Source organism: Streptomyces sp. TOM-9 (assembly GCF_056858595.1).
In genome coordinates, this window is the sequence record NZ_JBXEQB010000001.1 from 8,904,076 (window position 1) to 8,928,444 (window position 24,369).

At 72.7% G+C, this 24,369-nt stretch carries 18 protein-coding genes and 1 pseudogene; 11 read left to right on the top strand and 8 right to left on the bottom strand.

Annotated elements, in window-relative coordinates; translation table 11 throughout:
- The first annotated feature begins 255 nt into the window (after positions 1–255).
- A complete protein-coding gene (locus AC1VWI_RS40940) occupies positions 256–1,989 on the top strand; it encodes an MFS transporter (protein WP_499516128.1) in 1,734 nt (577 codons plus the stop codon).
- 32 nt (positions 1,990–2,021) lie between these two features.
- Here the strand turns inward: AC1VWI_RS40940 and AC1VWI_RS40945 are convergent, their stop codons facing one another.
- Complete coding sequence (locus tag AC1VWI_RS40945; RefSeq protein WP_499516129.1) at positions 2,022–3,008, bottom strand: ArsR/SmtB family transcription factor; 987 nt, start codon at positions 3,006–3,008, stop codon at positions 2,022–2,024.
- A gap of 210 nt (positions 3,009–3,218) precedes the next feature.
- Between AC1VWI_RS40945 and AC1VWI_RS40950 the strand changes: the two genes are divergently transcribed.
- From AC1VWI_RS40950 to AC1VWI_RS40960, 3 genes and pseudogenes are all read left to right on the top strand, one after another.
- On the top strand, positions 3,219–4,589 hold the full coding sequence (locus AC1VWI_RS40950; RefSeq protein WP_499516130.1) for an alpha/beta fold hydrolase: 1,371 nt from the start codon (positions 3,219–3,221) through the stop codon (positions 4,587–4,589).
- Positions 4,590–4,647: 58 nt separating this feature from the next.
- The gene (locus tag AC1VWI_RS40955; protein WP_499516131.1) at positions 4,648–5,064 is read left to right on the top strand and encodes a hypothetical protein; all 417 of its coding nucleotides are present in this window, start codon (positions 4,648–4,650) and stop codon (positions 5,062–5,064) included.
- A 77-nt stretch (positions 5,065–5,141) separates the two neighbouring features.
- A pseudogene (locus tag AC1VWI_RS40960) lies at positions 5,142–5,249 on the top strand (GNAT family N-acetyltransferase); the annotation flags it as partial.
- Positions 5,250–5,332: 83 nt separating this feature from the next.
- Here the strand turns inward: AC1VWI_RS40960 and AC1VWI_RS40965 are convergent.
- Positions 5,333–5,671 (bottom strand): hypothetical protein, encoded by a 339-nt coding sequence (locus tag AC1VWI_RS40965; RefSeq protein ID WP_499516132.1) that lies wholly within the window; start codon positions 5,669–5,671, stop codon positions 5,333–5,335.
- A gap of 21 nt (positions 5,672–5,692) precedes the next feature.
- Between AC1VWI_RS40965 and AC1VWI_RS40970 the strand changes: the two genes are divergently transcribed.
- A complete protein-coding gene (locus tag AC1VWI_RS40970) occupies positions 5,693–5,860 on the top strand; it encodes a hypothetical protein (RefSeq protein WP_499516133.1) in 168 nt (55 codons plus the stop codon).
- A gap of 78 nt (positions 5,861–5,938) precedes the next feature.
- Here the strand turns inward: AC1VWI_RS40970 and gap are convergent, their stop codons facing one another.
- The gene (gap, locus tag AC1VWI_RS40975) at positions 5,939–6,937 is read right to left on the bottom strand and encodes a type I glyceraldehyde-3-phosphate dehydrogenase (RefSeq protein WP_499516134.1); all 999 of its coding nucleotides are present in this window, start codon (positions 6,935–6,937) and stop codon (positions 5,939–5,941) included.
- A 136-nt stretch (positions 6,938–7,073) separates the two neighbouring features.
- Complete coding sequence (locus AC1VWI_RS40980; RefSeq protein ID WP_499516135.1) at positions 7,074–8,024, bottom strand: GlxA family transcriptional regulator; 951 nt, start codon at positions 8,022–8,024, stop codon at positions 7,074–7,076.
- Between the two features lie 219 nt (positions 8,025–8,243).
- On the opposite strand from AC1VWI_RS40980, the gene AC1VWI_RS40985 reads away from it, so the two are divergent.
- The 3 genes from AC1VWI_RS40985 (at position 8,244) to AC1VWI_RS40995 (ending at position 12,431) form a co-directional block, all read left to right on the top strand.
- Positions 8,244–9,038, top strand: a complete 795-nt coding sequence (locus AC1VWI_RS40985; protein ID WP_499516136.1) for an SGNH/GDSL hydrolase family protein — start codon at positions 8,244–8,246, stop codon at positions 9,036–9,038.
- A gap of 259 nt (positions 9,039–9,297) precedes the next feature.
- On the top strand, positions 9,298–11,520 hold the full coding sequence (locus tag AC1VWI_RS40990) for a TIGR03767 family metallophosphoesterase (RefSeq protein WP_499516137.1): 2,223 nt from the start codon (positions 9,298–9,300) through the stop codon (positions 11,518–11,520).
- Between the two features lie 110 nt (positions 11,521–11,630).
- Positions 11,631–12,431 (top strand): DUF1963 domain-containing protein, encoded by an 801-nt coding sequence (locus AC1VWI_RS40995; protein WP_499516138.1) that lies wholly within the window; start codon positions 11,631–11,633, stop codon positions 12,429–12,431.
- Between the two features lie 95 nt (positions 12,432–12,526).
- On the opposite strand, the gene AC1VWI_RS41000 is transcribed toward AC1VWI_RS40995, so the two are convergent.
- Together AC1VWI_RS41000 and AC1VWI_RS41005 are read right to left on the bottom strand one after the other, a co-directional pair.
- A complete protein-coding gene (locus AC1VWI_RS41000) occupies positions 12,527–16,333 on the bottom strand; it encodes a GH92 family glycosyl hydrolase (protein ID WP_499516139.1) in 3,807 nt (1,268 codons plus the stop codon).
- A 304-nt stretch (positions 16,334–16,637) separates the two neighbouring features.
- Positions 16,638–18,674 carry a S9 family peptidase gene (locus AC1VWI_RS41005; RefSeq protein ID WP_499516140.1) on the bottom strand — a complete coding sequence of 679 codons (2,037 nt, stop codon included), beginning with the start codon at positions 18,672–18,674 and terminating at the stop codon, positions 16,638–16,640.
- A gap of 285 nt (positions 18,675–18,959) precedes the next feature.
- On the opposite strand from AC1VWI_RS41005, the gene AC1VWI_RS41010 reads away from it, so the two are divergent.
- On the top strand, positions 18,960–20,462 hold the full coding sequence (locus AC1VWI_RS41010; RefSeq protein WP_499516141.1) for an FG-GAP repeat protein: 1,503 nt from the start codon (positions 18,960–18,962) through the stop codon (positions 20,460–20,462).
- 73 nt (positions 20,463–20,535) lie between these two features.
- Here the strand turns inward: AC1VWI_RS41010 and AC1VWI_RS41015 are convergent, their stop codons facing one another.
- Positions 20,536–21,069: a GNAT family N-acetyltransferase gene (locus AC1VWI_RS41015; protein WP_499516142.1), complete on the bottom strand. Its 534-nt coding sequence runs from the start codon at positions 21,067–21,069 to the stop codon at positions 20,536–20,538.
- 53 nt (positions 21,070–21,122) lie between these two features.
- On the opposite strand from AC1VWI_RS41015, the gene AC1VWI_RS41020 reads away from it, so the two are divergent.
- A complete protein-coding gene (locus AC1VWI_RS41020; RefSeq protein WP_499516143.1) occupies positions 21,123–22,010 on the top strand; it encodes a hypothetical protein in 888 nt (295 codons plus the stop codon).
- 272 nt (positions 22,011–22,282) lie between these two features.
- Positions 22,283–23,191, top strand: coding sequence for a GNAT family N-acetyltransferase (locus tag AC1VWI_RS41025; RefSeq protein ID WP_499516144.1), 909 nt, complete (start codon positions 22,283–22,285; stop codon positions 23,189–23,191).
- A 70-nt stretch (positions 23,192–23,261) separates the two neighbouring features.
- Here AC1VWI_RS41025 and AC1VWI_RS41030 read toward each other — a convergent pair whose 3' ends face one another.
- On the bottom strand, positions 23,262–24,224 hold the full coding sequence (locus AC1VWI_RS41030; protein WP_499516145.1) for an SDR family NAD(P)-dependent oxidoreductase: 963 nt from the start codon (positions 24,222–24,224) through the stop codon (positions 23,262–23,264).
- Between the last annotated feature and the right edge of the window lie 145 nt (positions 24,225–24,369).

Consider the following 24,369-nt stretch of genomic DNA (forward strand, 5'->3'; position numbering starts at 1 on the left):
CTGGGCGCACGTCTTTGAGACCGTCCGGCCATCCGCACCGTTGTGCGCGGGAAGATCACAGAGCGGTCACGGATGGGGCTGCCGTGCCGCAAGGGATCCGTGTGTGCCGGGACCAAAGCCAAATAAGCCGGTAAAATGCATGTTTTATGGTTTCCGGGTGACGGAATAGTTGCCTCGGCATACGGGGTTGCATCCTCGTACGCGATCCGCACGACCACCACCACGGTCCTCACCTCTGCCCGGAGGCCTCACCCCATGACGCTCACGACGACCGACCTGCCCGCCCGGAGAGCCAGCGGGGCGGTCGTCCCGGTACTCGCCTTCGCGGGCATCGTTGTCGCGGTCATGCAGACCCTGCTCGTGCCGGTCATCAAGGACCTGCCGCAGCTGCTGCACACGGCGCCGAGCAACGCGACCTGGGTGCTGACCTCCACCCTGCTCTCCGGCGCGGTGGCCACCCCGATCATGGGCCGCCTCGGCGACCTCTACGGCAAGCGCCGCATGCTGATCGCCAGCCTCTCGGTCATGGTGGTCGGCGCCGTGATCAGCGCCGTCACCAGCCAGCTGCTCACCATGATCGTGGGCCGTACGCTCCAGGGTTTCGCCATGGGCGCCATCCCGCTCGGCATCGGGCTGATGCGCGACATGCTGCCGCGGGAGCGGCTCGGCTCGGCGATGGCCCTCATGAGCTCCTCCATCGGCGTCGGCGGCGGCCTCGCGCTGCCCGGCGCGGCCCTGATCGCCCAGCACACGAACTGGCACGCGCTCTTCTACGCCGCGGCCGCTCTCGGCGTCCTCGCCATCGTCCTCGCCCTGGCCGTCGTGCCGGAGTCCCCGGCGCGCGCGAAGGGCACCTTCGACCTGCCCGGCGCGCTCGGCCTGTCCACCGGCCTGGTCCTGTTCCTGCTGCCGATCACCAAGGGCAGCGACTGGGGCTGGTCGTCCGGCACCACCCTCGGGCTGTTCGCCGCCGCAGCCGTCGTCCTGCTGCTGTGGGGCGTGATGGAACTGCGGGTGAAGGCCCCGCTGGTCGACCTGCGCACCACCGCCCGCCGCGAGGTGCTGCTCACCAACCTCGCCTCGATCATGGTCGGGGTCAGCTTCTACGTCGTCTCGCTCGTCCTGCCCCAGCTCCTCCAGCTCCCCGCCGCCACCGGTTACGGCCTGGGCCAGTCCATGGTCGTCGCGGGTCTGGCCGTGGCCCCGCTCGGCCTGACGATGATGTTCACCGCCCCCGTCTACGCCCGCCTGTCCGCCCGCTTCGGCCCGAAGACCACGCTGATCATGGGCCTGCTGGTGATCGGCGCCGGCTACGGCGGCGGCCTCGGCCTGATGGACGCCGTCTGGCAGACCGTCCTCACCTCGGTGATCCTGGGCGCGGGCATCGGCCTGGCCTACTCCTCGCTGCCCGCGCTCATCGTCGGCGCGGTGCCGGCCTCCGAGACCGGCGCGGCCAACGGCCTGAACACCCTGATGCGGTCCGTCGGCACCTCGGTGTCCAGCGCCGTGATCGGCATGGTGCTGGCCAACACCGCCCAGCACGTCAACGGCGTCGCCATCCCGACCATGCACGGCTTCCGCGTCTCGTTCCTCATCGCCACGGGCGCCGTCCTCCTCGGCCTGCTGCTCGCCCTCGGCCTGCCCGGACGGCGGACCGGCCTGCAGCTGCGCGCCAGCAGCGAGGAGGAGGCCGGCCTGGCGCGTGCGGAGGAGGTCCTGCGTGGTTTCCGGGGCCGGGTCGTGGGCGCCGGGGGCGCTCCGGTCGCCCGTGCCAAGGTCACCCTGATCGACCGCCGCGGGCGGCAGGCCGGTGCGACGCTCTCCGCGGAGGACGGCAGCTACGCGCTCGCGGTCCCGGCCGGTGGCCCGTACGTGCTCGCCGCGCGCGCGGCGGGGCACGGCCCCCTCGCCTCGGCGGCCACGCACGCGGGCGACGAGCGCCTGGTCGACCTCGACCTGGCGCTGCCCGGCGAGACCGTCACGGCCTGACCGGTGGCCCGGGTGGGGCGGGCCGCAGGGGGTCAGCCCCGCCCCGTCAGCCGCGACCCGGCGGGCGTACGCCGGTACAGCACCGTCCGCCCCGACCGGGAACGGGTCACGAGACCGGCCTGGTGCAGCACCCCCAGGTGGTACGAGACCGTGGCGGCGCTCAGGAAGTGACGCGCCGCGAGCTGCGTGGTGGACGCCGGCCGCGCCAGCGCCCCGAGCAGCCCCGCGCGGGTGGGGCCGAGGAGCCTGGCCAGTTCGGTGGAAGGGGCCGCCGGCGCGGCGGGCCGGTCCCGTACGGGATAGGCCACCATCGGCGGCCGCCGCCCGCCGCGCACCGGATCCACGACCACCCCCGGCGCCCCCGACACCAGCGACGGCACCACGACCACCAGCGGAACGGCGAGCCCCACCGAGAAACGGCTCTCGACGTGCAGCGTGCCGCCGGCCCACCGGATCCCGGGGTGCAGCGAGTTGAACAGCCCCGCGGCGCCCTGCCGGGCCAGCACTCCCGCGCACCGGTCGACCTCCGCGTCGAGCGCGGCCCTCGCGTCGGGCCAGTGCGGGGCGAAGGCGAGATCCCAGTACCGCCGCAGCTCCTCCGCCACCTGCCGGGCGACGTGCCCGCCGCCCCGTGCCATCGCGCGCCGCACCCCGGGCGGCAGCTCCGATCCGGCCAGCCCGTTGCAGGGGCGGCCTTCGCGCAACGCCTTCAGTTCGCCGAGCACACGGTCGGGCGGTGTGGCCCGCACCCGGTCCAGCTCCTCCTCGACGGTGGGCGACGGGCCGGACGGATGCGGGCTGAGGAAGTCCGGTACGTAGCCGCCCCCGTCGAGCGCCAGCTCCGACAGCAACGGCAGCCGCGCACGGCGCAGCACACGACGGGCGCGGCTCACCCACGGATCGGCTTCCGGTCCGGGGTGCAGGCCCCACGGCAGCAGCGTCGCCGAGACCTCGTGCAGCGGCGAGACCGCGAAGTGGGACCGGGCCAACCCGGCGGCGTCCACGGTGAGTTCGATCATCGCTGTCCCTGCTGCCCCTCACCCTGGTTCCTTCGAACGTGCTCGAATCGTGGCACGGAACCTCGCCGTGGCGAGCCCCCTTGGCGCAGTCTGATGGCCGACGGACGGCAGGGGCACGGAGGACACCGGAAAGCGGGGGTGTGCGTGATGCGGGCGATGCGCGGGGCCGGAAAGGCACGGGGGACGCGGAGGTCCGGAGCACGGGCGGCGGTGGCGCTGGCCGCCGCCGGCCTGCTGATGGTGGCGGGCACCTGCACGTCGTCGGCCCAGGACCGGGGCACCGCGGGGCCGGCCGGGGGGAGCGGGGGGCTCTCCGGCACCGCGGCCTGCCCCGGCCTGGAGGGCTTCAGCTGCGCCACGCTGACGGTTCCGCTCGACCACAGCGGCGCGGTGCGGGGCCGGCTGGGCCTGAAGGTCGCGATGGGGGACAACGCGGACGCGCCCATGGGCGTCCTGCTGTTCCTCACGGGCGGCCCCGGGCAGCCGGGCGTCCCCTTCGTGGAACGGATCGCCAAGGCCATGGAGCCGGTGCTCAAGGACTACCGCCTCGTCATGATCGACCAGCGCGGCACCGGCGGCAACGCCCTGCAGTGCCCGGAACTGCAGGCGCAGATGGGGTCGTCGGACCTCACACCGCCCACCGCGGGCGCGGTGCGGGACTGCGCCGCGGCCATCGGTCGCGACCGCCGCTTCTACGCGACGGGCGACACGGTCGCCGACCTCGAACTGCTGCGCCGCGCGCTGGGCGTTCGGAAGATGACCCTCGACGGTGTCTCCTACGGCACGTACACCGCCGAGCGGTACGCCCTCGCCCACCCCGGGCACGTGGCCCGGATGGTGCTGGACTCGGTGGTGCCGCAGACCGGTTACGACCCGATGGACCTGGCCGCCATGCGGGCCGCGCCGCGCGTGCTGACGGCGGCGTGCGAGAGCATCGGCTGCGCAACGGACCCGGCGGCGGACCTGGCCGAGGTCGTGGACACGTACGGCAACGGTGTCGACGTGCTGGACGCGCTCACCACCTGGGAGTTCGTCGACCCCGACTACGCGGACATGATCGACGCCCTCCACCAGGCCGCCGAGGGCGACCCGGGACTGCTCAACGGCCTCATCCAGGGCGTACGGCAGGGCAGCGCGGCAACGCCGGAGGAACTCAGCCAGGGGCTCCACGCCTCGACGCTGTGCCTCGACGGACGCTACCCCTGGGGCAGGTCGGACGCCCCGGTCGCCGGCCGCCGGGACGCGCTGGAGAAGGCGGGTGCCGAACTGACCCCGGCCGACCACGGCCCCTTCGACGCCGCCACGGCGACGGGCCTCGGCTCCATGCTCAGCTGCCTCGACTGGCCCCGTACCCCGGCCCCGCCGCTGCCCGCCGCGCACCGGCGCCTCCCCGGCGTCCCGGTGCTCCTCCTCGGCGGCGACCGGGACCTGTCGACGCCCCTGGAATGGCTGTACGACCAGAAGAAGCTGACCCCGCGGGCCCAGGTCGTGGTCGTCCACGGTGCCGCCCACTCCGTGCAGAGCCGGGCGGCGAGCGACGAGGGCCGCCAGGCGGTCCACGCCTTCCTGCTGGGGCGCTGACGGCCGCGCGGGCCGCAGGGGCGCCGGGCCGCCGGGGGCGCCGCATCCGTCCATCCGGATGCGGCGCCCCGGCGGCATCGAGCGCTACTACGCCACGGTGCCGCTGCTGTTCGCCGAAGCCGAGAGGCTCGGCTCCCTGTGCCTGTTCGTCCGCAAGGAGCCCGGCACCCCTTACTACGGCGGCCCGAACCACGCCCGCCCCGACGCGGTGGGCGGCCGCGGGGCGCCCTCCGCGGACGACTTCGCCCGGGTCCGCGCCCGGCAGCGCGAACTCGGCGTGCCGCAGGCCTTCGAACGGCTCGCGGAGGTCACGCCGTCACTGCGTGGGAGCATCGAGGCAGCCCCTCCCCGACGGGGTCACGATCCGGGGGTGCACGCCGACGATCCCGCCCTCCCCGCCGTACTCGCCCTCCCCGGGCCGGCGTTCGCCGACGAGGGCGCCGCGACCGGCCCGGCGGGCCGCGCCGGCCGCTAGACGCCATCGCCGCCTTCGTCCCCGACGGCACCCCGCTCGCCGCGGGCCACCACCATCCTGCCGACGGCACCACGGAGATCGGCGGCGTCGGCACTCTCCCCACCGCCCGCCGCCAGGGCCTCGGCGCCGGCGTGACGGCCGCCCTCCCCGCCCACGCCCGCGACCATGGCGTGCGTACCGTCTTCCTCGCCCACGCGCACCAGACCGTCGCCCGCATCTACGGCCGCCTGGGCTTCCGCCCGGCCGGCACCACCCTGCTCATCTCCGGTCAGCCGTGCGGGTGGTCCGGCGCGCCGTCGACCGGGCGGGAGCCGCGGGCGTCGTCCATCCAGCCCGGGCGCGTCCGGAGGAAGGAGAGGTCCTCGGCGGACGGGTCGGCCGCGTCCCGAAGACGTTCGCCCTCCGCGGGGGTCAGGCGGGTGTACCAGGTCGTCAGGTCGTCGCCGCCGCCGGACCAGTCGGGGTACTCGTGGAAGCGGTGGAACCAGTAGGTCCGGCAGGCCGCGCAGCACAGCAGGGACTCCTGGTCGTGGTGGGACTCGTACAGCGTCCGCACCCAGGCGAGTTCGGGCCCGGCGCAGCAGTCGATGAAGCTCGGGGTCGCCACGGCGCGCGATCCTATCCCCCCGTGGACGGGCGCGTTCAGGGCGCCCGGTACCCTTTCGGCGTTCGACGGGAGTACCGCAGAGCGATCCGCCAGGTCAGCGGGGCCTACGGGTTCTTCCCCAAGCGGGCCTTCGACGAGACCCAGCAGGCCGTCGTCGCCGCCTTCTTCGCCCGGCGGCTGCCCCGGTGAAGCGGCCCTGGTACCGGCCGTTCTCCTGACGGGGCGCGGTCGGGGGGCCGGCGTGTGCTGCCGGCCCCCGGGCGACGGTCAGGCGCGGGCGAGGAGTTCGAGGGTGTCGACGACCCGGTTGGAGAAGCCCCACTCGTTGTCGTACCAGGCCACCACCTTGATGTGGCGGCCGTCGACGCGGGTGAGGGCGGCGTCGAAGATGGACGAGGCCGGGTGGCCGGTGATGTCGCTGGAGACCAGCGGCTCGGTGGCGTAGTCGAGGATGCCCTTCAGCTTGCCGTCGGCGGCGGCCCGGTAGGCGTCCAGCACCTGCTCGCGGGTGACCTCGCGGGAGACCGTGGTGTTGAGCTCCACGATCGAACCCACCGGCACGGGCACGCGGATGGAGTCGCCCGAGAGCTTGCCGTCGAGCTTCGGCAGCACCTTGCCGATGGCCTTGGCGGCCCCGGTGGTGGTGGGCACGATGTTCACGCCGGCGGCGCGGGCGCGCCGCATGTCGCGGTGCGGGCCGTCCTGGAGGTTCTGCTCCTGGGTGTAGGCGTGCACCGTGGTCATGAAGCCGTGCTCGATGCCGGCCAGGTCGTCCAGCACGGACGCGAGCGGGGCCAGGGCGTTCGTGGTGCACGAGGCGTTCGACACGATGGTGTGCCGGGCCGGGTCGTACTCCTCGGTGTTGACGCCGTACGCGAGGGTGACGTCGGCGCCGTCGGAGGGAGCGCTGACCAGGACCCGCTTGGCGCCGGCGGTCAGGTGCGCGCGGGCGGCCTCGGCCGAGGTGAAGCGGCCGGTGGACTCCAGCACGACGTCGACGCCCAGCTCGGCCCACGGCAGCTTGGCCGGTTCGCGCTCGGCGAGCACCTTGATCCGGCGGCCGTCGACCACCAGCTCGGAGCCGTCCACCTCGACGGTGCGGCCGAGCCGGCCGAGCGCGCTGTCGAACTTGAGCAGGTGCGCGAGGGACTCGGGTGCCGTGAGGTCGTTGACGGCGACCACCTCGAGGTCGCTGCCGCGCTCGACGAGGGCGCGGAGGGTGTTGCGTCCGATGCGGCCGAATCCGTTGACGGCGATGCGGGTCATGGCGGGTTCCTTTCGTTGCCGCCTCCATGCTCCGCATGCGCGGGCCCTTGCGGCAGTGGCCTGAACGACAGCATGCGCAAGTATCCCGCCATACCTTTCGCCATCGATCGCAAGCATCCCGCCACTCCCTCGCCGGTCAGGCCGAGAAGGTGTTCCGGTACTCCGTGGGGGAGGTCCCGAGGATGCGGTGGAAGTGCAGCCGCAGGTTCGCGCCGGTGCCGAGGCCGACGCGGTCGGCGATCTGCTCCACGCCCAGATCGGTGCGTTCCAGCAGTTCGCGGGCGAGGTCGACCCGGGCGCGCAGCACCCACTGCATCGGCGTGTAGCCGGTGTCCTCCACGAACCGCCGTGAGAAGGTGCGCGCCGAGACCCGCGCGTTGCGCGCGAGCGTCTCCAGCGTCAGCGGTTCGGCCAGGTGCGCCAGGGCCCACTCGCGGGTGCCCGCGAAGAGGTCGCCGAGCGGCTCGGGCACGCTCCGGGGGACGTACTGGGCCTGGCCCCCGCTGCGGTACGGCGCCGCCACCAGCCGCCGCGCCACGTGGTTGGAGAGGCCGACGCCGTGGTCCCGCCGCACCAGGTGCAGGCACAGGTCGATGCCGGACGCCGCTCCGGCCGAGGTGAGCACGTCGCCCTCGTCCACGAACAGCACGTTCTCGTCCACCTTCACCAAGGGGTGCCGCTCGGCGAGGGCCCTGGTGTAGCGCCAATGGGTCGTGGCCCGCTTGCCGTCCAGCAGGCCCGTCGCCGCCAGCGCGAACGCCCCGGTCGAGATGGCCGCGAGCCGGGTCCCGCGCTCGTGGGCCGCCATCAGCGCGCCGACGACCGCCGCGGGCGGCTCGGCGCCGGCCGGCTCCCGGTAACCGGGGATGAAGACGGTGTCGGCGTCCTCGAACGCCTCCAGACCCTCCGCCACGTGGTACGACAGCCCGTCGCCGCCGGTCACCAGCCCGGGCGCGGCGCCGCACACCCGCACGTCGTAGGGCATGCTCGGCCGGTTGGAGAACACCTGCGCCGGGATCCCGACGTCCAGCGGCTTGGCACCCTCCAGCACGAGCACGACAACGTGATGGTTCTTCCTGCGGCTCAACGGGCCTCCTCCGGCTCTCCCGCTCGGTGGCGTGGACGACCACCACCGCAAGCATCCTGCCACCGGCCGCCCGGCGCCTCCCCGGCCCGGAGGCGGCGGTGAGCCGAACAAGGGATCTACGCGCGAAGAAATTTTAACATTCCATTGTCATGGACACTTCCCAACGGGCCGGGTCCGGGGTTACCAAGTGGTAGTCAACTCTCCGCCCAGGGAGGTTCCGTGAGACGCACCACGTCGTTGTCGGCCCTGACCACCCTGATCGTCACCCTGGCCTTCGGCCTGCTGTGGTCCACCCCGGCACACGCCGCCGGGCCCGCCTACGTCGCGCTGGGGGACTCGTACTCCGCCGGCAACGGAGCGGGCAACTACGACAGCGCCAGCGGCAGTTGCCACCGGAGTTTCAGTGCGTACCCGTACCTCTGGAAGAACGCCCACGCCCCCTCCTCCTTCGCCGACACCTCCTGCTCGGGTGCGGTGACCACGGACGTGACCAACAACCAGCTCGGCCCGTTGAACGCCTCCACCGGTCTGGTCTCCCTCACCATCGGCGGCAACGACGCGGGCTTCTCGGACGTCATGACGACCTGTGTGATCGGCTCCGACACCGACTGCGTCAACCGGGTCACCCAGGCGGAGAACTACGCCCGCAACACCCTGCCCGCCCGCCTGGACGCCACCTACAACGCGATCCGCGCCAAGGCCCCCAACGCCAAGGTCGTCGTCCTCGGCTATCCCCGCGTGTACACCCTGAACGTGCTGTGCGTCGGCCTGTCCGACACCAAGCACCGCAAGATCGACGAGGCCGCGGACGTCCTCGACGGCGTGATCGCCGCCCGGGCCGCGGCCCACGGCTTCGTCTTCGGCGACGTCCGCGGCACCTTCAACGGCCATGAACTGTGCTCCGGTGACGACTGGTTGCACTCCCTGGTGGTCTCCCCGAGCTGGGAGTCCTACCACCCCACCGCCAAGGGCCACTCGAGCGGCTACTACCCCGTGCTGAACGCCAACAGCTGACCACCCACCTCCCCGCCGACCCCGTACGGCCGTGCCCGAAGGTCCGTGCGGGGTCGCGCCATGCCGTCACCGGGAAGTGAGTCGGTCAGAAAGTGGATGAGTGGCTGTACCACTCCTTGCGGTCGGGCCCTCCCTTTGCCACTCTTGGCGGGCCCGGTCCTCCGCTCCGCGACCGGGTGGTTCGCGCGCCTCCCTCGTCCCCCCCATCGCCATGCCGTGCTGCCCGCGTACGGCGGCTGACGACCGAACAGGATGCGGAATGTCTCTGACGCGCCGAAGAATGCTGATCGCGACCGCCGTGAGCGTGGTGACCGCGACAGTCGCCCAAGGCGGCCTCGCCGGCCTCGCGGCCGCCGCCCCCCGGACCACCGCCGACGACGGTTCCGTACCGGGCCTGTCGACCCTGGACCGCACGCTGCTGCGCGGCCCGGACCTCGGGTCCGGCTACCGCGGGATCGTCGCGGGGCCCGGCGAACCCCACCTCGTCCGCAAGGACCTGGCCAACGTCACCGCACCCACGGTGACCCGGTCACTGATCGCCTTCGCCCAGATGTCCGACCTGCACATCGTCGACGACCAGTCACCGCTGCGCGTCGAGTGCCTCGACCGGCTCGCCGACTACGGCCCGCCGCACTACAACTCCTATCCCACCGAGTCCGCCTACCGCGCGCACGAGTTCCTGTCGACCCAGACGACCGACGCGATGTGCCGCGCCGTACGGCAGGTCGGACGCGGGCCGCGGACCGGCGCACCGCTGGCCTTCACCGTCGTCACCGGCGACGCGGTCGACAACTGCCAGTACAACGAGACCCGTTGGTACATCGACCTGCTGGACGGCAACACCGTCACCCCCGACTCAGGCAACCTCGCCCTCGACGAGAGCGTGAGCAGCGGGCGGTTCGGCACCGACGTCCACTACTGGCACCCGCAGGCCCGGCAGAGCCCCGCCGACAACAACGAAGTGGCCGGCTTCCCCCTGGTGACCGGTCTGCTCGCCGCCGCCCGCAGGCCCTTCACCGCGGGCGGCCTGCGCATGCCCTGGTACGCCGCCTACGGCAACCACGACGGCCTCGTGCAGGGCAACGTGGCGCCGGACGTCCTGCCGTTCGACCCGCTCAAGAGCATCGCCACCGGCTCGACGAAGATCACCCAGATCGAGGGCGTCCCCGACGTCTTCGACAACGGGCCCGCCTACTACATCGAGCTGCTGACGGACATCATCACCGGCGACTTCACCCTCGACACCGAGAAGGTCACCGCCGACCCGGCACGACGCCTGCTGGAGCGGCGCGAGTTCGTCGCCGAGCACTTCCGCACCACCGGCACCCCCGCCGGACACGGCTTCACCTCCGGCAGCGACCGGGCATACTACGCCATACCCTCCGGCCCCTCCGACCTCGTCCAGGTCCTCGTGCTCGACACCACCAACCCGGGCGGCGGCGCGGACGGCGCCCTGGACCAGGCGCAGTGGGAGTGGCTGGACGCGCAGCTGAGGGCGAACAGCTCCCGCTACGAGACGGACCGACCCAACGGCACGGGTCCCGGCACCGTCGTCACCCAGCCCGGGGTCAAGGACAAGCTGATCGTCGTCTGCTGCCACCACACGCTCGACTCGATGGACAACACGGACGACGACGCGCCCTACAGCGGCGCCGACCTGCGCGACAAGCTGCTGCGCTTCCCGAACGTCGTCCTGATGGTGGACGGCCACACGCACACCAACAACATCACCGCGCACAAGCCCGCCTGGACCTCCGCGCTCAGCGCCGGATTCTGGGAGGTGAACACCGCCTCGCACATCGACTGGCCCGTGCAGTCCCGGATCGTCGAGATCGCCGAGGGCGGCGGATACCTGTCGATCTTCACCACCATGGTCGACGCGGACGCCCCGCTGTCGTACGGCGGGGACACCGGCACCCCTGCCGCGCTGGCCTCCCTGGCACGCGAACTGGCCGCCAACGACATCCAGTCCGTCGCCCGCGGCATCGACCTGCGGCGCGGCGCGCCGACGGCGCGCAACACCCAGTTGCTGCTCCCGCTGCCCTTCGCGCTGCCCACGGGCGCCGGCACGCCCGCGCCCGACTGGCCCCTGCTGCAGCAGGGCCAGAGCGGCACCCGGGTCAGGGCCCTGCAGTACCTGCTGAACGCCCGCGGGGTGGGGCTCGCCGTGGACGGCGTCTTCGGCATCACGACCGCCGCCGGTGTCCGTTCCTTCCAGACCTCGCGCGGTCTGCCCTCGAACGGCGTCGTCGGCCCCGCGACCTGGCAGCCGCTCGTCGTCGCGACGCTCAAGCAGGGCGACACCGGACCCGCCGTCTCCGCCGTGCAGTACCTGCTGAACACCCGCGGTGCGGGACTGACCGTGGACGGAGCCTTCGGCCCGGCGACGGACACCGCGGTGCGCTCCTTCCAGTCCTCCCGCGGCCTGCCCGCGGACGGCACCGTACGGACCGGGACCTGGCTGAACCTGCTGGCCCCCTGACCCGACGGGGGCGGCACCCCGGCGACGGGGTGCCGCCCTCGGCTCGGATGCTCCCGGCGACGGGTGTCGGTGCGGGGGAGTACGTTCGCCGGACGGGCACGGCCACGGCCGTGTCCGCCCACGCGTACCGCTCGGCCGCCGACGCCGAGCCGAGGGGAGACCGGACCGTGTCACCGCACGCCGCCGACGGACCGGTCCTGCACAAGCCCATACCCGAGCTCGCGTCGTTCCGCCGGCCCACCACCCTGCTCCGGCCGGAACAGGGATCCCCCGGCATCAGGGACAGTTCCCTCGGCGGCCCCGCCCTCCGGCCCGGCGACGAGCCGTGGCCGCAGTGCGACCGCCCCGGCCACCTTGCCGATTTCAGCGGCCCGCCGGTGGGACCGGTCCCCATGGTTCCGGTGCTGCAACTGTTCGCCCGTGACGTGGCCCAACTGCGCTTCCCCGACGGCAAGGACGTGCTCCAGGTCCTGTGGTGCCCGCTGCTCCACCCCGATGACGAGGTCATGGTCGCCGGGCCGTCCCTCCACTGGCGTGCCGAAGCCGACGTCCTGGCCGGCGGACCGCTCCGCGACGTGCCCGCGCCCCGGGAGGGCGAGGACCACGACGAGTTCATGCCCCGCCCCTGCACGGTCGCACCCACCCCGGACACCGACTACGCGTACATGGACCTCCTCGCGGCCTTCGAGGAACGCCTCTGCCGTGCTCACCGGACCAAGGTGGGGGGCTACCCTGCCTGGAACCAGGAGCCCGACTGGCCGGACTGCGCCCGCGGTCACCGCATGGAACACCTCCTGAGCATCACGGCGGACGATGAACACGACATGGTCATGGGCGATGCGGGCGGTGTGTACTTCTTCCTCTGCCGCCGGTGCCCCGAACTCCCCTTCGCCCACCGCTACGACTGCTAGGCCCTGTTCACCCCGTCCCGTCGCGGCCGGTCCATGGTGAACGGCGAGGGCGGGCGCGGAGTCCATCCGCGCCCGCCCCCGTCGCCTTGAGCGGATCAGGCGAGCAGTTCCACCTCCGCCAGGGTCGACTCGGTGTCCAGGACCAGGCGGTACTGGGTGTAACCGCCCGGAGAGGCGACCGAGAAGGCCCGGGTCTGGCGGTCCCAGGCGAAGGACTCACCGGAGCGCTTGTCGAGGGTCTTCCAGTGCGTGCCGTCCGAGGAGCCCTGGAGGGTCCAGCCGGTGGGGGCCTTGGAGCGGTCCGACGACGAGGTCAGCGTGTACTGGACGGCCTTGGTGCGGCCGTCCACCGGAAGGTCGACGGTCGTGGCCGCCGCGTCCGTCGCCGAGGTGTTGTCGAACAGGGCGCCGTCGCCCTTGAGGGCGTCCGCTCGGGGCGCGGGCACCTTGTCGTCGTGGGTGATCGACACCGGCGCGGCGTTCTTGCCGGTGCCCCACGACGAGGGCTTCGGGCCCATGGCGAACTCCAGCACACCGCCCTTGGCCAGGAGCGAGTGCGGAAGCGAGGTCGACGTCCAGGAGCGGCCGTTGACCTCGAGGCCCTGCACGTACACGTTGCGCGTGCTGTTCTTGGGCGCCTTGACGACCAGGTCCTTGCCGTTCTCCAGGTGGACGGTCGCCTTGGTGAACAGCGGGGAGCCGACGGCGTACTCGCCGCTGCCCATCACCAGGGGGTAGAAGCCGAGCGCGGAGAAGAGGAACCAGGCAGACTGCTCGCCGTTGTCCTCGTCGCCGTGGTAGCCCTGCCCGATGGCGCTGCCCGTGTAGAGGCGGGAGAGCACCTCGCGGACGTTCTTCTGCGTCTCCCAGGGACGGCCGGCCGCGTCGTACATGTACGTGACGTGGTGGGCCACCTGGTTGGAGTGCCCGTACATGCCCATCCGCACGTCCCGGGCCTCCGTCATCTCGTGGATGACGCCGCCGTAGGAGCCGACGAACTCGGGCGAGGCGGTCTCCGGGGTGGAGAAGTACCCGTCGAGCTTCTCCGCGAGACCGTCGCGGCCGCCGTACAGGTTGGCCAGGCCCCGGCTGTCCTGCGGGGCGGTGAAGGCGTAGCCCCAGCCGTTCGTCTCGGTGTAGTCGTAACCCCACACCCGCGGGTCGTACTTCGCGGAGTCCACCCGCCAGTCGCCCTTGGCGTCACGCCCCTGGAAGAAGCCCGCCTGCGGGTCGAAGAGGTTGACGTAGTCCTGGGCGCGGTTGAGGAAGTACGCGGACTCCTCCTTGTAGCGCTTCTTGCCGGTCTTCTCGTAGAGGGCCTTGCCCATCTCGGCGATGCCGTAGTCGTTGAGGTAGCCCTCCAGCGCCCACGACAGGCCCTCGTGGGTGTCGGTGCTCGTGTAGCCGAGGAAGGGGGAGGTCGCCATCCCCTTGCGGCCCACGCCCGACTGCGGCGGGACGACGGTCGCGTTCTTCACGGCCGCGTCGTACGCCGCCTCGGCGTCGAAGTTCACGCCCTTGACGTAGGCGTCGGCGAAGGCGACGTCCGAGGACGTGCCCGTCATCAGGTCCGCGTAGCCGGGGGACGACCAGCGCGAGGTCCAGCCGCCGTCCTTGTACTGCTGCACGAACCCGTCGACCATCTCACCCGCCTGACTGGGAGTCAGGAAGGAGTACGCCGGCCACGTCGTCCGGTAGGTGTCCCAGAAGCCGTTGTTGACGTAGACCTTGCCGTCCACGATCTTCGCGCCGGTGTGGGTCGGGGTGTCGGGACCGGGCATCGCGGAGAACGGGGACGCGTACTGGTACTTCGACCCCACCTTCTCGAAGCCGGAGTTGGGGTACAGGTACAGCCGGTACAGGCTGGAGTAGAGGGTCGTCAGCTGGTCCGTGGTGGCACCCTCGACCTCGACGCGGCCCAGCAGCTCGTCCCACTGCTTCTGCGCGCGCTTCTTCACCGTCTCGAAGGAGGTGCCGCCCGGGATCTCCTGGCGCAGGTTGTCCTTCGCCTGGTCGATGCTGATCAGGGAGGTGGCCAGCCGCAGCGACACGGTGCGGTCCTCGCCGGCGTCGAAGCGCAGGTAGCCCTTGACGCCGCTCGACGTGCCCTCGGTGACGGGCGCGTCGAACTCGCCGTACAGGAACAGCCGGGTGGCGCCGGTGGACAGCCCGGACTTCACGTCGGAGTAGCCGGTGAAGGTGCCGGTCTCCTTGTCGAGCGTCAGGCCCGCCTGCTCGGTGACGTTGTCGAAGAGCACGCTCGCGTCGTCACCGGGGTAGGTGAAGCGGAGCACGGCCGCGTGGTCGGTCGGGGCCATCTCCGTCTTCAGGCCGTTCTCGAACCTCACGCCGTAGTAGTAGGGGCGCGCCGTCTCGTTCTCGTGCCGGAAGGCCAGGGCCCGTGCGCCGCGCGCCGTGTCCGGGGTGCCGGAGGCGGCCGACGGCATCACCTGGAAGGTCTGCCGGTCGCCCATCCAGGGGCTGGGCTCGTGGCTGGCGCTGAACGCCTGGATCGTGGGCAGGTTGTCGGAGTTGTTCGCCTTGGCGTAGTCGTACAGCCAGTTGAGGGTGCCCGCGTTGGTCACCGGCGTCCAGAAGTTGAAGCCGTGCGGCACGGCCGTGGCCGGGAAGTTGTTGCCGCGCGAGAAGCTGCCGCTGGAGTTGGTCCCGCGGGTCGTCAGCGCGTAGTCCGACAGGTGCGCCTTCCGCTTCTCCTGCGCGAGCGGCTCCAGCGTCACGTCGTCCAGCCAGCCGCGGAACTTCGCCGGGCCCTTGGGGGAGTCGTACGCCACCAGGATGCGGTCGACGGTCTTGCCCGCGGCGACCGACCCGATCCGGGAGACGACGTCGTTCCACTGGTTGACGTAGAGCACCTTGGCCGCGCCCTGCCCCTGCGGGGTGAGCGCGAAGCCGTGCTCGTCCGTGGCGCCCAGACGGCTGAGGTAGGTGCCGTCGGTGAAGACCAGGTCCACCGAGACGTTGGTGGCGTCGTAGTCGCGGTCGCCGTCCGCCATCGACGGGTAGATCCGGTACGACAGCGCGGTGTCCCGGCGGACGGGCACGTCGACGTCGAAGACCTTGTTGTACGAGTACGCCCTGCCGTCGCCGGTGTGCCGGCCCGCGTAGCGCAGCGCCCGCGTACCGGTGAAGCCGGCACCCGACTTCGCCGTCGGCGAGCCGCTCGGGCCGCGGTCGACGAGCGAGAGCATGTCCTGCGGCACCGGGTCGCCGGTGGCGCCCGTGGACAGCTGCAGGTCGGCCAGCTGCGTGATGCCCGACGCGCCGTTGTTCCTGGATATGTCGATCCGGAAGTGCTGGTACTCGGCGGGCTCAGCGAGGTCGTACGACTTCGTCTGGAACCGCTCGGGGAAGGACTCGCCGGAGCGGGTGTCCAGGGTCTTCCAGTCCTTGCCGTCGGTGGAGCCCTGCAGGGTCCAGTCGCGCGGGTCGCGTTCCGCGGCGTCGTTGGCGGACGTCAGGGCGTAGGTGACGACCTTCGCGGGGCCGTCGAGGTCGAACTCCACCCAGCCGGTGGGCTGGAAGACCAGCCACTTGGTCCCCGGCTCGGCGTCGACGAGGTTCTCCTTCACCTCGCCCGAGTCCGTGTACTCGCCGTTGGCGCGGATGTCGGTGACGTGGTCGTTGAGGTTGCCGGGGATGCCGGTGCTGTAGCCACCGTCCACACCCGAGGCCCGCTTGGACCCGTCCGCCGCGGTGTCCACCGTGTTGCGCCAGTCGGGCGCCGGATCGCCCGACTCGAACGACGACGCGAAGGTGTCGACGTGCGACCCCGGTTCGGGCACGGCGACCGCCGCCTGCTGCGTGGCCGCGGCCAGGGCGAGGGCGGTCACCAACACGACCGCCGAGGAACTCCATCTGTGCCGGGCAGCTCTCTGCTGCATATGCGCGAGCACCCTTTCTGCGCCTAGACAACGTTGTCAAGTTCGCTGTGCAAGGGCCAGTAGGGGGTCAAGGCACCGGTGGTGTCAAGGGTGTTGGTGTGACTTTCGGACCGGTGGGGGTCGCGGACACCCGCCACGGCCCGGCGCGGCGGGTGTGAAGGGGCGTCGAACCCGCGGCGGAGGTGCCGTCACGTCAGGGCCGGACGCGTGGGGGTACGGCGGCCGCGTCGGCGTCCCGGCCGGCTCCGGGAGAGGGGAGGCCGCCGGGGCCCGGTGCGGACCGGGCCCCGGCGACGGCGGGCCGTCAGACCAGGTCGGGGCGCTGCCACTCCTCGCCCAGCACGTGGTGGGCGAGGAAGCCGAGCACCGTCGCGTACCACAGGCGGACGTTGTTGGGCTTGAGGATCCAGTGGCCCTCGTCGGGGAAGTACAGGAACTTCGCCGGGACCTCGAACCGCACCAGGTCGTTCCAGAGCGCCAGGCCCTCGCCGATCGGCACCCGGTAGTCCTTGTCGCCGTGGATCACCAGCATCGGCGTGGTGATCTGCGCGGCCCGCAGGTGCGGGGACTCGCGCTCGTACCGCTCGGTGCTGACCAGCGGGTCGCCCTGGCGCCGCATCCAGTACGCCGGGAAGTCCGTGACCTGCGCGAAGCTGTACATGTTCCACAGGCTCGCGTGGGTGACGATCGCCTTGAAGCGGTCGGTACGGGTGGCGATCCAGTTGGCCATGTAGCCGCCGTACGAGCCGCCCATCATCGCGGTGCGCCCGCCGTCCAGGTCGTCCCGCAGCAGCGCGGCGTCGGTCAGCGCCATCACGTCGTCGTACGGGGCGCCGCCCCAGTGCGCCCAGCCGCGCTCGTGCATCTGCTGGCCGTAGCCGGTGGACAGCGCCGGGTCCGGCAGCAGGACCGCGTAGCCCGCGGCGGCCGCGACCCACGGGCTCCAGCGCCAGTGCCAGGCGTTCCAGCTGGTCTGCGGGCCGCCGTGCACCCACAGCAGCAGGGGCGCCGGAGTGCCGGCGCTCGCGCCGTCCGGCAGCACCAGCCAGGCCCGCAGGGCCGTCCCGTCCTCGGCGGTGGTGTGCACCTCGGTGAGGCTGCCGGGCAGCACGGTGCCCTGCCCGGGGCAGGGGAGCGAAACGGGCTGCTGCCCGGGCGTCGTGGCGTCGAGCCGCACCGGGAGCGGAGGGCTGTCCACGGCGGAGCGCAGCGCGTACACGGTGCCGCCGTCGGGGCTCACCACCACGTCCGAATACGTACCGGACGCGGTGAGCGCGACCAGTTCGCCGCTGCCGGTGGAGAGCCGGAAGACCGGGCCGTGACCGCCCTCGTCGGCGGCGAAGTACACCACCGGGGCACCGTCCTGACCGGGAACCGGGGAGACGACCGGGGAACCCGGCCACTGGCCGAAATCAGGCAGCAGGTCGCGTCCGGGGTCCTGGTCGTCCGTGGCGCTCGTCAGCCACAGCGTGACGTCACCGGGGGCCTCCCAGGTGACACGCCGCCGTCGGGCGCACACCAGGTCCCGGCCGTCCGGGGTGAACGCCGGGGCGCCGAACTCCGCGTCGGGGGACTCCAGCATCCGCAACGGCTTGCCCGTCTCGGCGTCCGCGACGACGACCACGGAGCGGACCTCGTCGGGGAGGGTGCCCACGGCCGTCGCGTACGCGACCAGCGAGCCGTCGGGGGAGAGCGCCACACCCTCGGCGAAGGCGGCCCGGCGCGCGCCGCAGTCCACGAGGGCGGGCTGCTCCGCGGTGGCGTCCGCGACGGTGAACATGTGCGGGACGCCGGGACCCAGGTCGTGGTCCCAGTACCGCACCGGCACCGACTCGTGCAGGATCGCCGAGACCTTGGCCTTCCGGCGGGCCTCGCGCAGCCGCTCGTCGTGCTCCGCGTCGGCCGCGCCGGGCAGCAAGGAGGCCCCCAGGGCGACCCGGGAGGCGCCGGTGGCCGTCGCGTACTCGCCGATCCCGCCGGGCCTGGCCAGCAGTTGTGCCGCCTCGCCGCCGCCGGCCGGCAGGCTCCACAGCGCCGCCTCCTGCCGGTCGTCCTCGCCGTCACCGGGGTCGGCGACCGGACGCGAGGACAAGAAGAGCAGGGTGCCGTCGGGCAGGAACCCCGGGGCGGACTCGCCGCGCCCCGAGCGGGTGAGCCGCCGCGCCGGACGCTCCCCGGCCGGGTCCACCTCCCACAGGGCACCGATGAACCGGGTGCGGTCGGCGGACAGTTCCTGCACCGACGTCACCAGACGGGTCCCGTCCGGTGACAGCGCGAGCGAGGAGACGCGGGGCAGCGCGAGGAACGCCGCCAGGTCGTGGAATGCAGTGGATTCGGGCATGAGGATCATCCTGAATCCCCGGGGCCGCCCCGCACCAGTGCCCCCGGCGGCAAATCGCGGTCAAAGACGCAGGCAGCGGCGGCCCACGACGACCGTCGGCGGCCCGTCGCGACCACCCGCGCCGGGAGGCGGCCCGCCCGTTCGCTACAACCCTCGGCGAACGTCAGGTGTCTTCCGGGTGACGGAACAGCGGGCGTTGCCGGCCGGACGCCACCCGACCGCGGGCGATTCGACGCGGGTTCGGGGGACGCCGAGGGCAACCCAGGAGACCATGGAGGTTCTTCTGTGCGTCACAACAAGAGCGCGGCCCTCGCGGCCGCGGCACTCCTCACCCTCGGCGGCGGTGCGCTCCTCACGGCCCCCGCCGCACAGGCGGCGGTGCCCTTCCCGTCGATCGGGTGGCAGCAGCGCAACTGCGACTTCGACGGCAACGGGTACGACGACGTGCTGATCGGCGCCCCCGGCGCCACCGTGTCCGGGGCCAAGGGCGCCGGGTACGTCACCGTGCAGTACAGCGGGTCAGGCGGCCTCAGCACCACCAAGAGATCCGTCCTCAGCCAGAGCACCTCGGGCGTCGCGGGCGCCGCCGAGGCGGGCGACGGCTTCGGACAGGCCGTGGCCACCGGCGACCTGGACAACGACGGCTACGACGACGCGATCGTCGGCATCCCCGGCGAGGACCTGGGGGCGCTCTCCGACGCCGGCGGTGCCGTCGTCTTCTGGGGCTCCCCGACCGGTCTGCACGGCGGCGACAGCTTCTGGCTGGAGGATCCCGACCAGCCGCGGGCCGGCGCGAACTTCGGGCGGGCGGTAGAAGCCGCCCGGTACTTCGCCCCGGATCCTTCGGCCCCCGACGCCAACCTGCGCGACAGCATCGCCGTCCTGGAGAACGACTCCCTGCTCTTCTTCACCGCCCAGCCGGGAACCGCCGCGCCGCTCCTGCGGCAGGCGGACCGGGGAGTCCGCGCCCTGGAGCGCACGGCCCAGGACACCGGCCTCGCCCTGCGGAGCCTGAGCCACGGCAACTACAACGAGGACTCCTGGGCCGACCTGGCGATCTCCGGGGTGACCACGGGCGACCGGCCCGGGGTCGGCGTCACCCAGGTCCTGCACGGCGCACCCGGCGTCGAGGACCTCGGCGACGGCGGCACCTTCGAGGGCGGACCCGCGGTCGCCTCCGGCGACTTCAACCACGACGGCCAGGACGACCTGGCCATCGGCGACACGGGCACCGGTTCGGCACTCGGCGGATCCGTCACCGTCCACCTGGGCAGGGGCGACCTGTCGGGCCTCGACCCCACCCCGGCGCAGACATGGACCCAGGACTCGGCCGGCGTCCCCGGCGTCGCCGAGGCGGGAGACCGCTGGGGCGCCGAACTGTCCGCCGGCGACACCAACGGCGACGGCCTCCCCGACCTGGCCATCGGTGCCCCCGGTGAGGACATCGGCTCCGTCGCCGACGCCGGCGCGGTCTGGACCCTGCGCGGCGCACCGGGCGGGCTCACCGCCACGGGAGCGCGCAGCTTCGACCAGAACACCGCGGGCATCCCGGGCGCCGCGGAGGCCTCCGACCGCTGGGGCGGCCAGATCCGGCTGGTCGACGCCGACAGGGACGGCCGCTTCGGCCTCCTCGCGGCGGCCCCGGGCGAGAACACGAACGACGGCTTCGTCTGGGTCGTCCCCGCGTCGTCCTCCGGGCTGGTCGCCCAGGGCACCTGGACGTACGACGGCGCGACCCTGGGCGCTCCCTCGGCCAACGCGCAGTTCGGCGCGGCGATCGACGAGTAGGCGGAAGCACGAGGCAGGGTGTGGCGCCGTGCCCGGCAGGACCGGGTGCGGCGCCACGGTCGCGTCGCAGGGTTCAGGCGGGCGCGCTCGTGTCGCCCGCGTACCGCAGGTCCCGGAGCGGAACGCCGTCGTACTCCTCGACCTGCTCGGCGCCGTCGGGCGAGAACCCGGCGCGTGCGTAGAAGCGCCGTGCGCGGGCGTTGTCGGCCAGCACCCAGAACTCCAGCCGCAGATGGCCGAGTTCGGCCGCCCGGGAGCGCACCGCCGACATCAGCCGGCGCCCGGTGCCGGTGCCGATGCGGTCCGGCCGCACGTAGAGGGCGTAGAGCTCGCAGGCGACGCCTCCGCCGGGCTCCCGGGGCTCCCCGGCGCGCGGTCCGAGGGCCGCCCAGCCGGTCACGACGCCGTCCTCGGTGGCGACGAGGTTCTCCACGCGGTTCCCGGCGGTCGCCAGCCACGTCCTGCGCAGGAACGCGTCCTCCTCGACGCTCATCGCGTCCAGGTAACTCCGCGGCACGATCCCGGCGTACGTCGCCTGCCAGCCCCTCACCCGGATCGTGGAGACGGCGTCGACGTCGTCCATGCGCATGGCCCGCACCTTGATCACGGTGGCATGGTAACCGTGTCGCCGTGCCCCGCGCGGCGGTTAGCATCGCGGCCATGCCGATACCCGAGGAAAGCAGGCGCGCCGAGGGGGCGGACCCCGGTCGGTGGCGCGTCACCGTGGTGGACCGTCACAGCGCGGTGGGCAGGCCGCCGTACCCGTCGCGGCCGCCCGAGGGGCGACCGCTGGCGCGACGGGACGACCTGCGGATCCAGGGGGCGACCGGGGAGATCAACTGCGTCGACGTCTCGGGACGGACGCGCTGGACCCATGCGTGCGCCGGCCGTCCCAACGCCGCGCACGTCGCCGGGGGCAGGGTGCTGGTCACCACGGACTCCCTGGAGTACACGCCCTGGGAGTTCCTCGGTCCTGCCCTGCTGCTCGACCTGGCGGACGGTACCCTGGTCGCCGAACTGCGCGGGGAGCACGGTGCCGCGCTGCGCGGGGGACGGTTCGTCCTCGGCCTGGCGGGCTACGACTTCTTCGACACCTGGGAGTACGACCGTGACGGCGCCGCCGTGGACTCCTGGCGCAGTTACGGCCATTACGTCGTCGGCACCGGCATCCGGGTCGTCGAGGCCGACCGGAGCCACCCCACCAGGAGCCACGTGGTCCGGCTGCTGCCCGGTGGCGTGATCGAGCGCGGTCCCCGGCTCTCCGGCCCGGTGACGCCTCGGCCAGTGGTGCTGGAGGACGGGACGATCCTGGTGCTCGACGCAGGGGTGCTCCGTGCCGTCGACCGCCGCCTCGACGGCACCGTCCTCGCCGAACTGCTGCCGATCGCCCCCGACAAGGCGTCCGGCCACATCAGCTCGCTGCGCCGCGACGGCGACCGCCTCACCGCGGTCATCGCCGCACCCCGCCCGGGCCACCCCACCACGCACACCGTCCACACCTGGACCCTCGCGCTCCACCAGGGGGACGCACCCGCGGAGCACCGATGACCGTGGACGCGCAGCACGCGAACTCTCCCGTGTCGACGGCCGGACCTCTCGCCCGACGACCCTGACGTCCGGGCGCGCTGCCTTGACGCCTTCGGCCGAACCGTCGTGCGGGCCGTTGTACGCGATTCGATCACGCTGTTATGCTGCGGTCGCGTCCTCGATGGACAAAGGAGGTGGGAACCGTGAGCCAGCCGACTCTCATGTGCTCCCACCCCGTTCCGAGGGCGCCGAGGATCTGAACGGGAGCACGTCGCCTCCCGGAAGGACCTCGCGTGACCGATCTGGTCATCCGCCCCCTCGCTCCAGGCGAGGAAGCGCTTTTCGAATCCATGCCCGATCCCGGTCTGGTCGGCTTCGCCGCCTTCGGTGAAACCTACGGTGGGATGGCCGCCGCCGGTGAGTACCGCCCCGAGTGGACCTGGGTGGCCCTGCGCGACGGCGTCGTCGTCGCGCGCGCGGCATGGTGGGCCGGGCCGAAGGACGCCAGCCCACTCGCCCTGGACTGGTTCGACTTCACCGACGCCGGTGCGGCCGTGGAACTGCTCCGCACCTCGCCGCTGCGTGCCCAGTACTCCCTCAAACTGCGACCCGGCTGGCGCGACGTCCCTCCGGTCCGGGAGCAGGCCGAGGCCCGGATCGACGCGGCCGTCGCGGCCGGGCTGTCCCCGTTGGTCGAGCGCTTCCGCTACCGCTGGACGCCGGAATGCGGCGTGCCTGCGCGCCCGGGCCGCCTGGAATTCCGTCCCGAGCCCGACGACGCGGCATTCCTCGACGTCTTCCGCCGCATCCACCGGGGCAGCCTCGACGCCCATGTGCGCCGCACCGTCGCCACCTCCGGGCTCGAGGCGGCCGCCCAGGAAGAACTGGACTATTTGCGCTGGTTGCCGAGCCCGCGCGAGTGGTGGCGCCTGGCCTACGACTCCGCGGGGGAACTCGTCGGACTGAGCGTCCCCGGCCGCCACTACGGGGATCCCCTCATCGCCTACATCGGCGTGGTGCCCGAGCACCGCGGCCACGGATACGCCTACGACCTGCTCGTCGAGGCGACGCACAAGCTCGCCGACGAGGGCGTGGACCGCATCGTGGCGGGGACGGACCGGACCAACGTGCCGATGGCCGCGCACTTCGCCAGGGCCGGTTACCCGATCGCCCAGGAACGCATCGACCTGGTCTGGCCCTGACCCCGCTCGACGGAAGGCGCGGTGCGGGACCCGGGTGTACGACCGGGTCCCGCACCTCCGGGGAGCGGCGTCAGTACCCGAGCTCCTTCCTCGTGTCCTCCCAGAGCCGTTCGGCCGACGCCTCGTCGATCGCCCACGCGGCGACGCCGGTCCCGCCCGCCGTGGGTTCGGGCTGGAGCTCGGCCGGGCGGCAGTCCTCGAAGTAGCGGCCGGTCACGCCGTCGACCAGGGGTGAGGCGGCCAGGAGCACCGGCGTGGCCGCGCCCTGCTGCGGGGTCTTCCAGCCCGGCGGGACGTCCAGCTTCCGGCCCGCCTCGTCCGTGGCGCCCACGAACCGCAGTTGCTCCTCGCTCAGGTGGCGCTGCAGGTTGGTCATGATGCCGCCCGGGTGGAGCGCGTTGGCGGTGATGCCGTCGGCCGCCCAGTGCCCGGCGAGCGCGACGGTGAAGAGGATCGCGGCCGACTTCGACTGGCCGTACGCCGTCCACGCCTCGTAGGGGCGGTGGGCGAAGTGGATGTCGTCGAAGTCGACCGGGGCCATCAGGTGCGCGGACGAGCCGACCATGACGACCCGGGCGCCACCGGCCGCGCGCAGCGCCGCGTGGAGGCCGAGCGTGAGGGCGGCGTGGCCGGTGAAGTTGACGGCGTACTGCGTCTCCCGCCCCTGCGGGGTGAGGGTGAGCTCCGGTACGGCCATCACGCCCGCGTTGTTGACGAGGATGTGCAGCGGCCCGGTCCAGCCTTCTGTGAAGGCGCGCACGCTGTCGAGGTCGGCCAGGTCGACCCGGGCGACGTGGACGCCGTCGCGCCCGGTCTCCCGGCGGATGCGGTCGGCGGCGGGGCCGGCTGCCTGCGGGTCGCGTACGGCGAGGGTCACATCCGCACCCGCCCCGGCCAGGGCCAGGGCCGTCTCCAGCCCGATGCCCGACGCGCCGCCGGTGACGACGGCGCGTTTGCCGGAGAGGTCGACGTCGCGTACGACGTCCGCCGCGGTGGAGTGCGCCCCGAAGGGGATGCCGGTGACGAGTGACATGGGTTCTTCCTGCTTTCGGGTAAGCAACCAACCGGATGGTTTAAATGTAGGCCGCGAGATCCGCACATGCAACCATCTGGTTGGTTGCATTGGTGCCGCTACGGTGATCATGGCCCGTGCCGCGAACCGCGCAGCCCCGCCCGAC

Bases quoted from the DNA above. Each gene is read 5' to 3' on its own strand.
- AC1VWI_RS41030 (WP_499516145.1), bottom strand. From the start codon at position 24,224: ATGTCACTCGTCACCGGCATCCCCTTCGGGGCGCACTCCACCGCGGCG.
- AC1VWI_RS40945 (WP_499516129.1), bottom strand. From the start codon at position 3,008: ATGATCGAACTCACCGTGGACGCCGCCGGGTTGGCCCGGTCCCACTTC.
- AC1VWI_RS41000 (WP_499516139.1), bottom strand. From the start codon at position 16,333: ATGCAGCAGAGAGCTGCCCGGCACAGATGGAGTTCCTCGGCGGTCGTG.
- AC1VWI_RS40990 (WP_499516137.1), top strand. From the start codon at position 9,298: ATGTCTCTGACGCGCCGAAGAATGCTGATCGCGACCGCCGTGAGCGTG.
- AC1VWI_RS41020 (WP_499516143.1), top strand. From the start codon at position 21,123: ATGCCGATACCCGAGGAAAGCAGGCGCGCCGAGGGGGCGGACCCCGGT.
- AC1VWI_RS40940 (WP_499516128.1), top strand. From the start codon at position 256: ATGACGCTCACGACGACCGACCTGCCCGCCCGGAGAGCCAGCGGGGCG.
- AC1VWI_RS41005 (WP_499516140.1), bottom strand. From the start codon at position 18,674: ATGCCCGAATCCACTGCATTCCACGACCTGGCGGCGTTCCTCGCGCTG.
- gap (WP_499516134.1), bottom strand. From the start codon at position 6,937: ATGACCCGCATCGCCGTCAACGGATTCGGCCGCATCGGACGCAACACC.
- AC1VWI_RS40955 (WP_499516131.1), top strand. From the start codon at position 4,648: ATGCGGCGCCCCGGCGGCATCGAGCGCTACTACGCCACGGTGCCGCTG.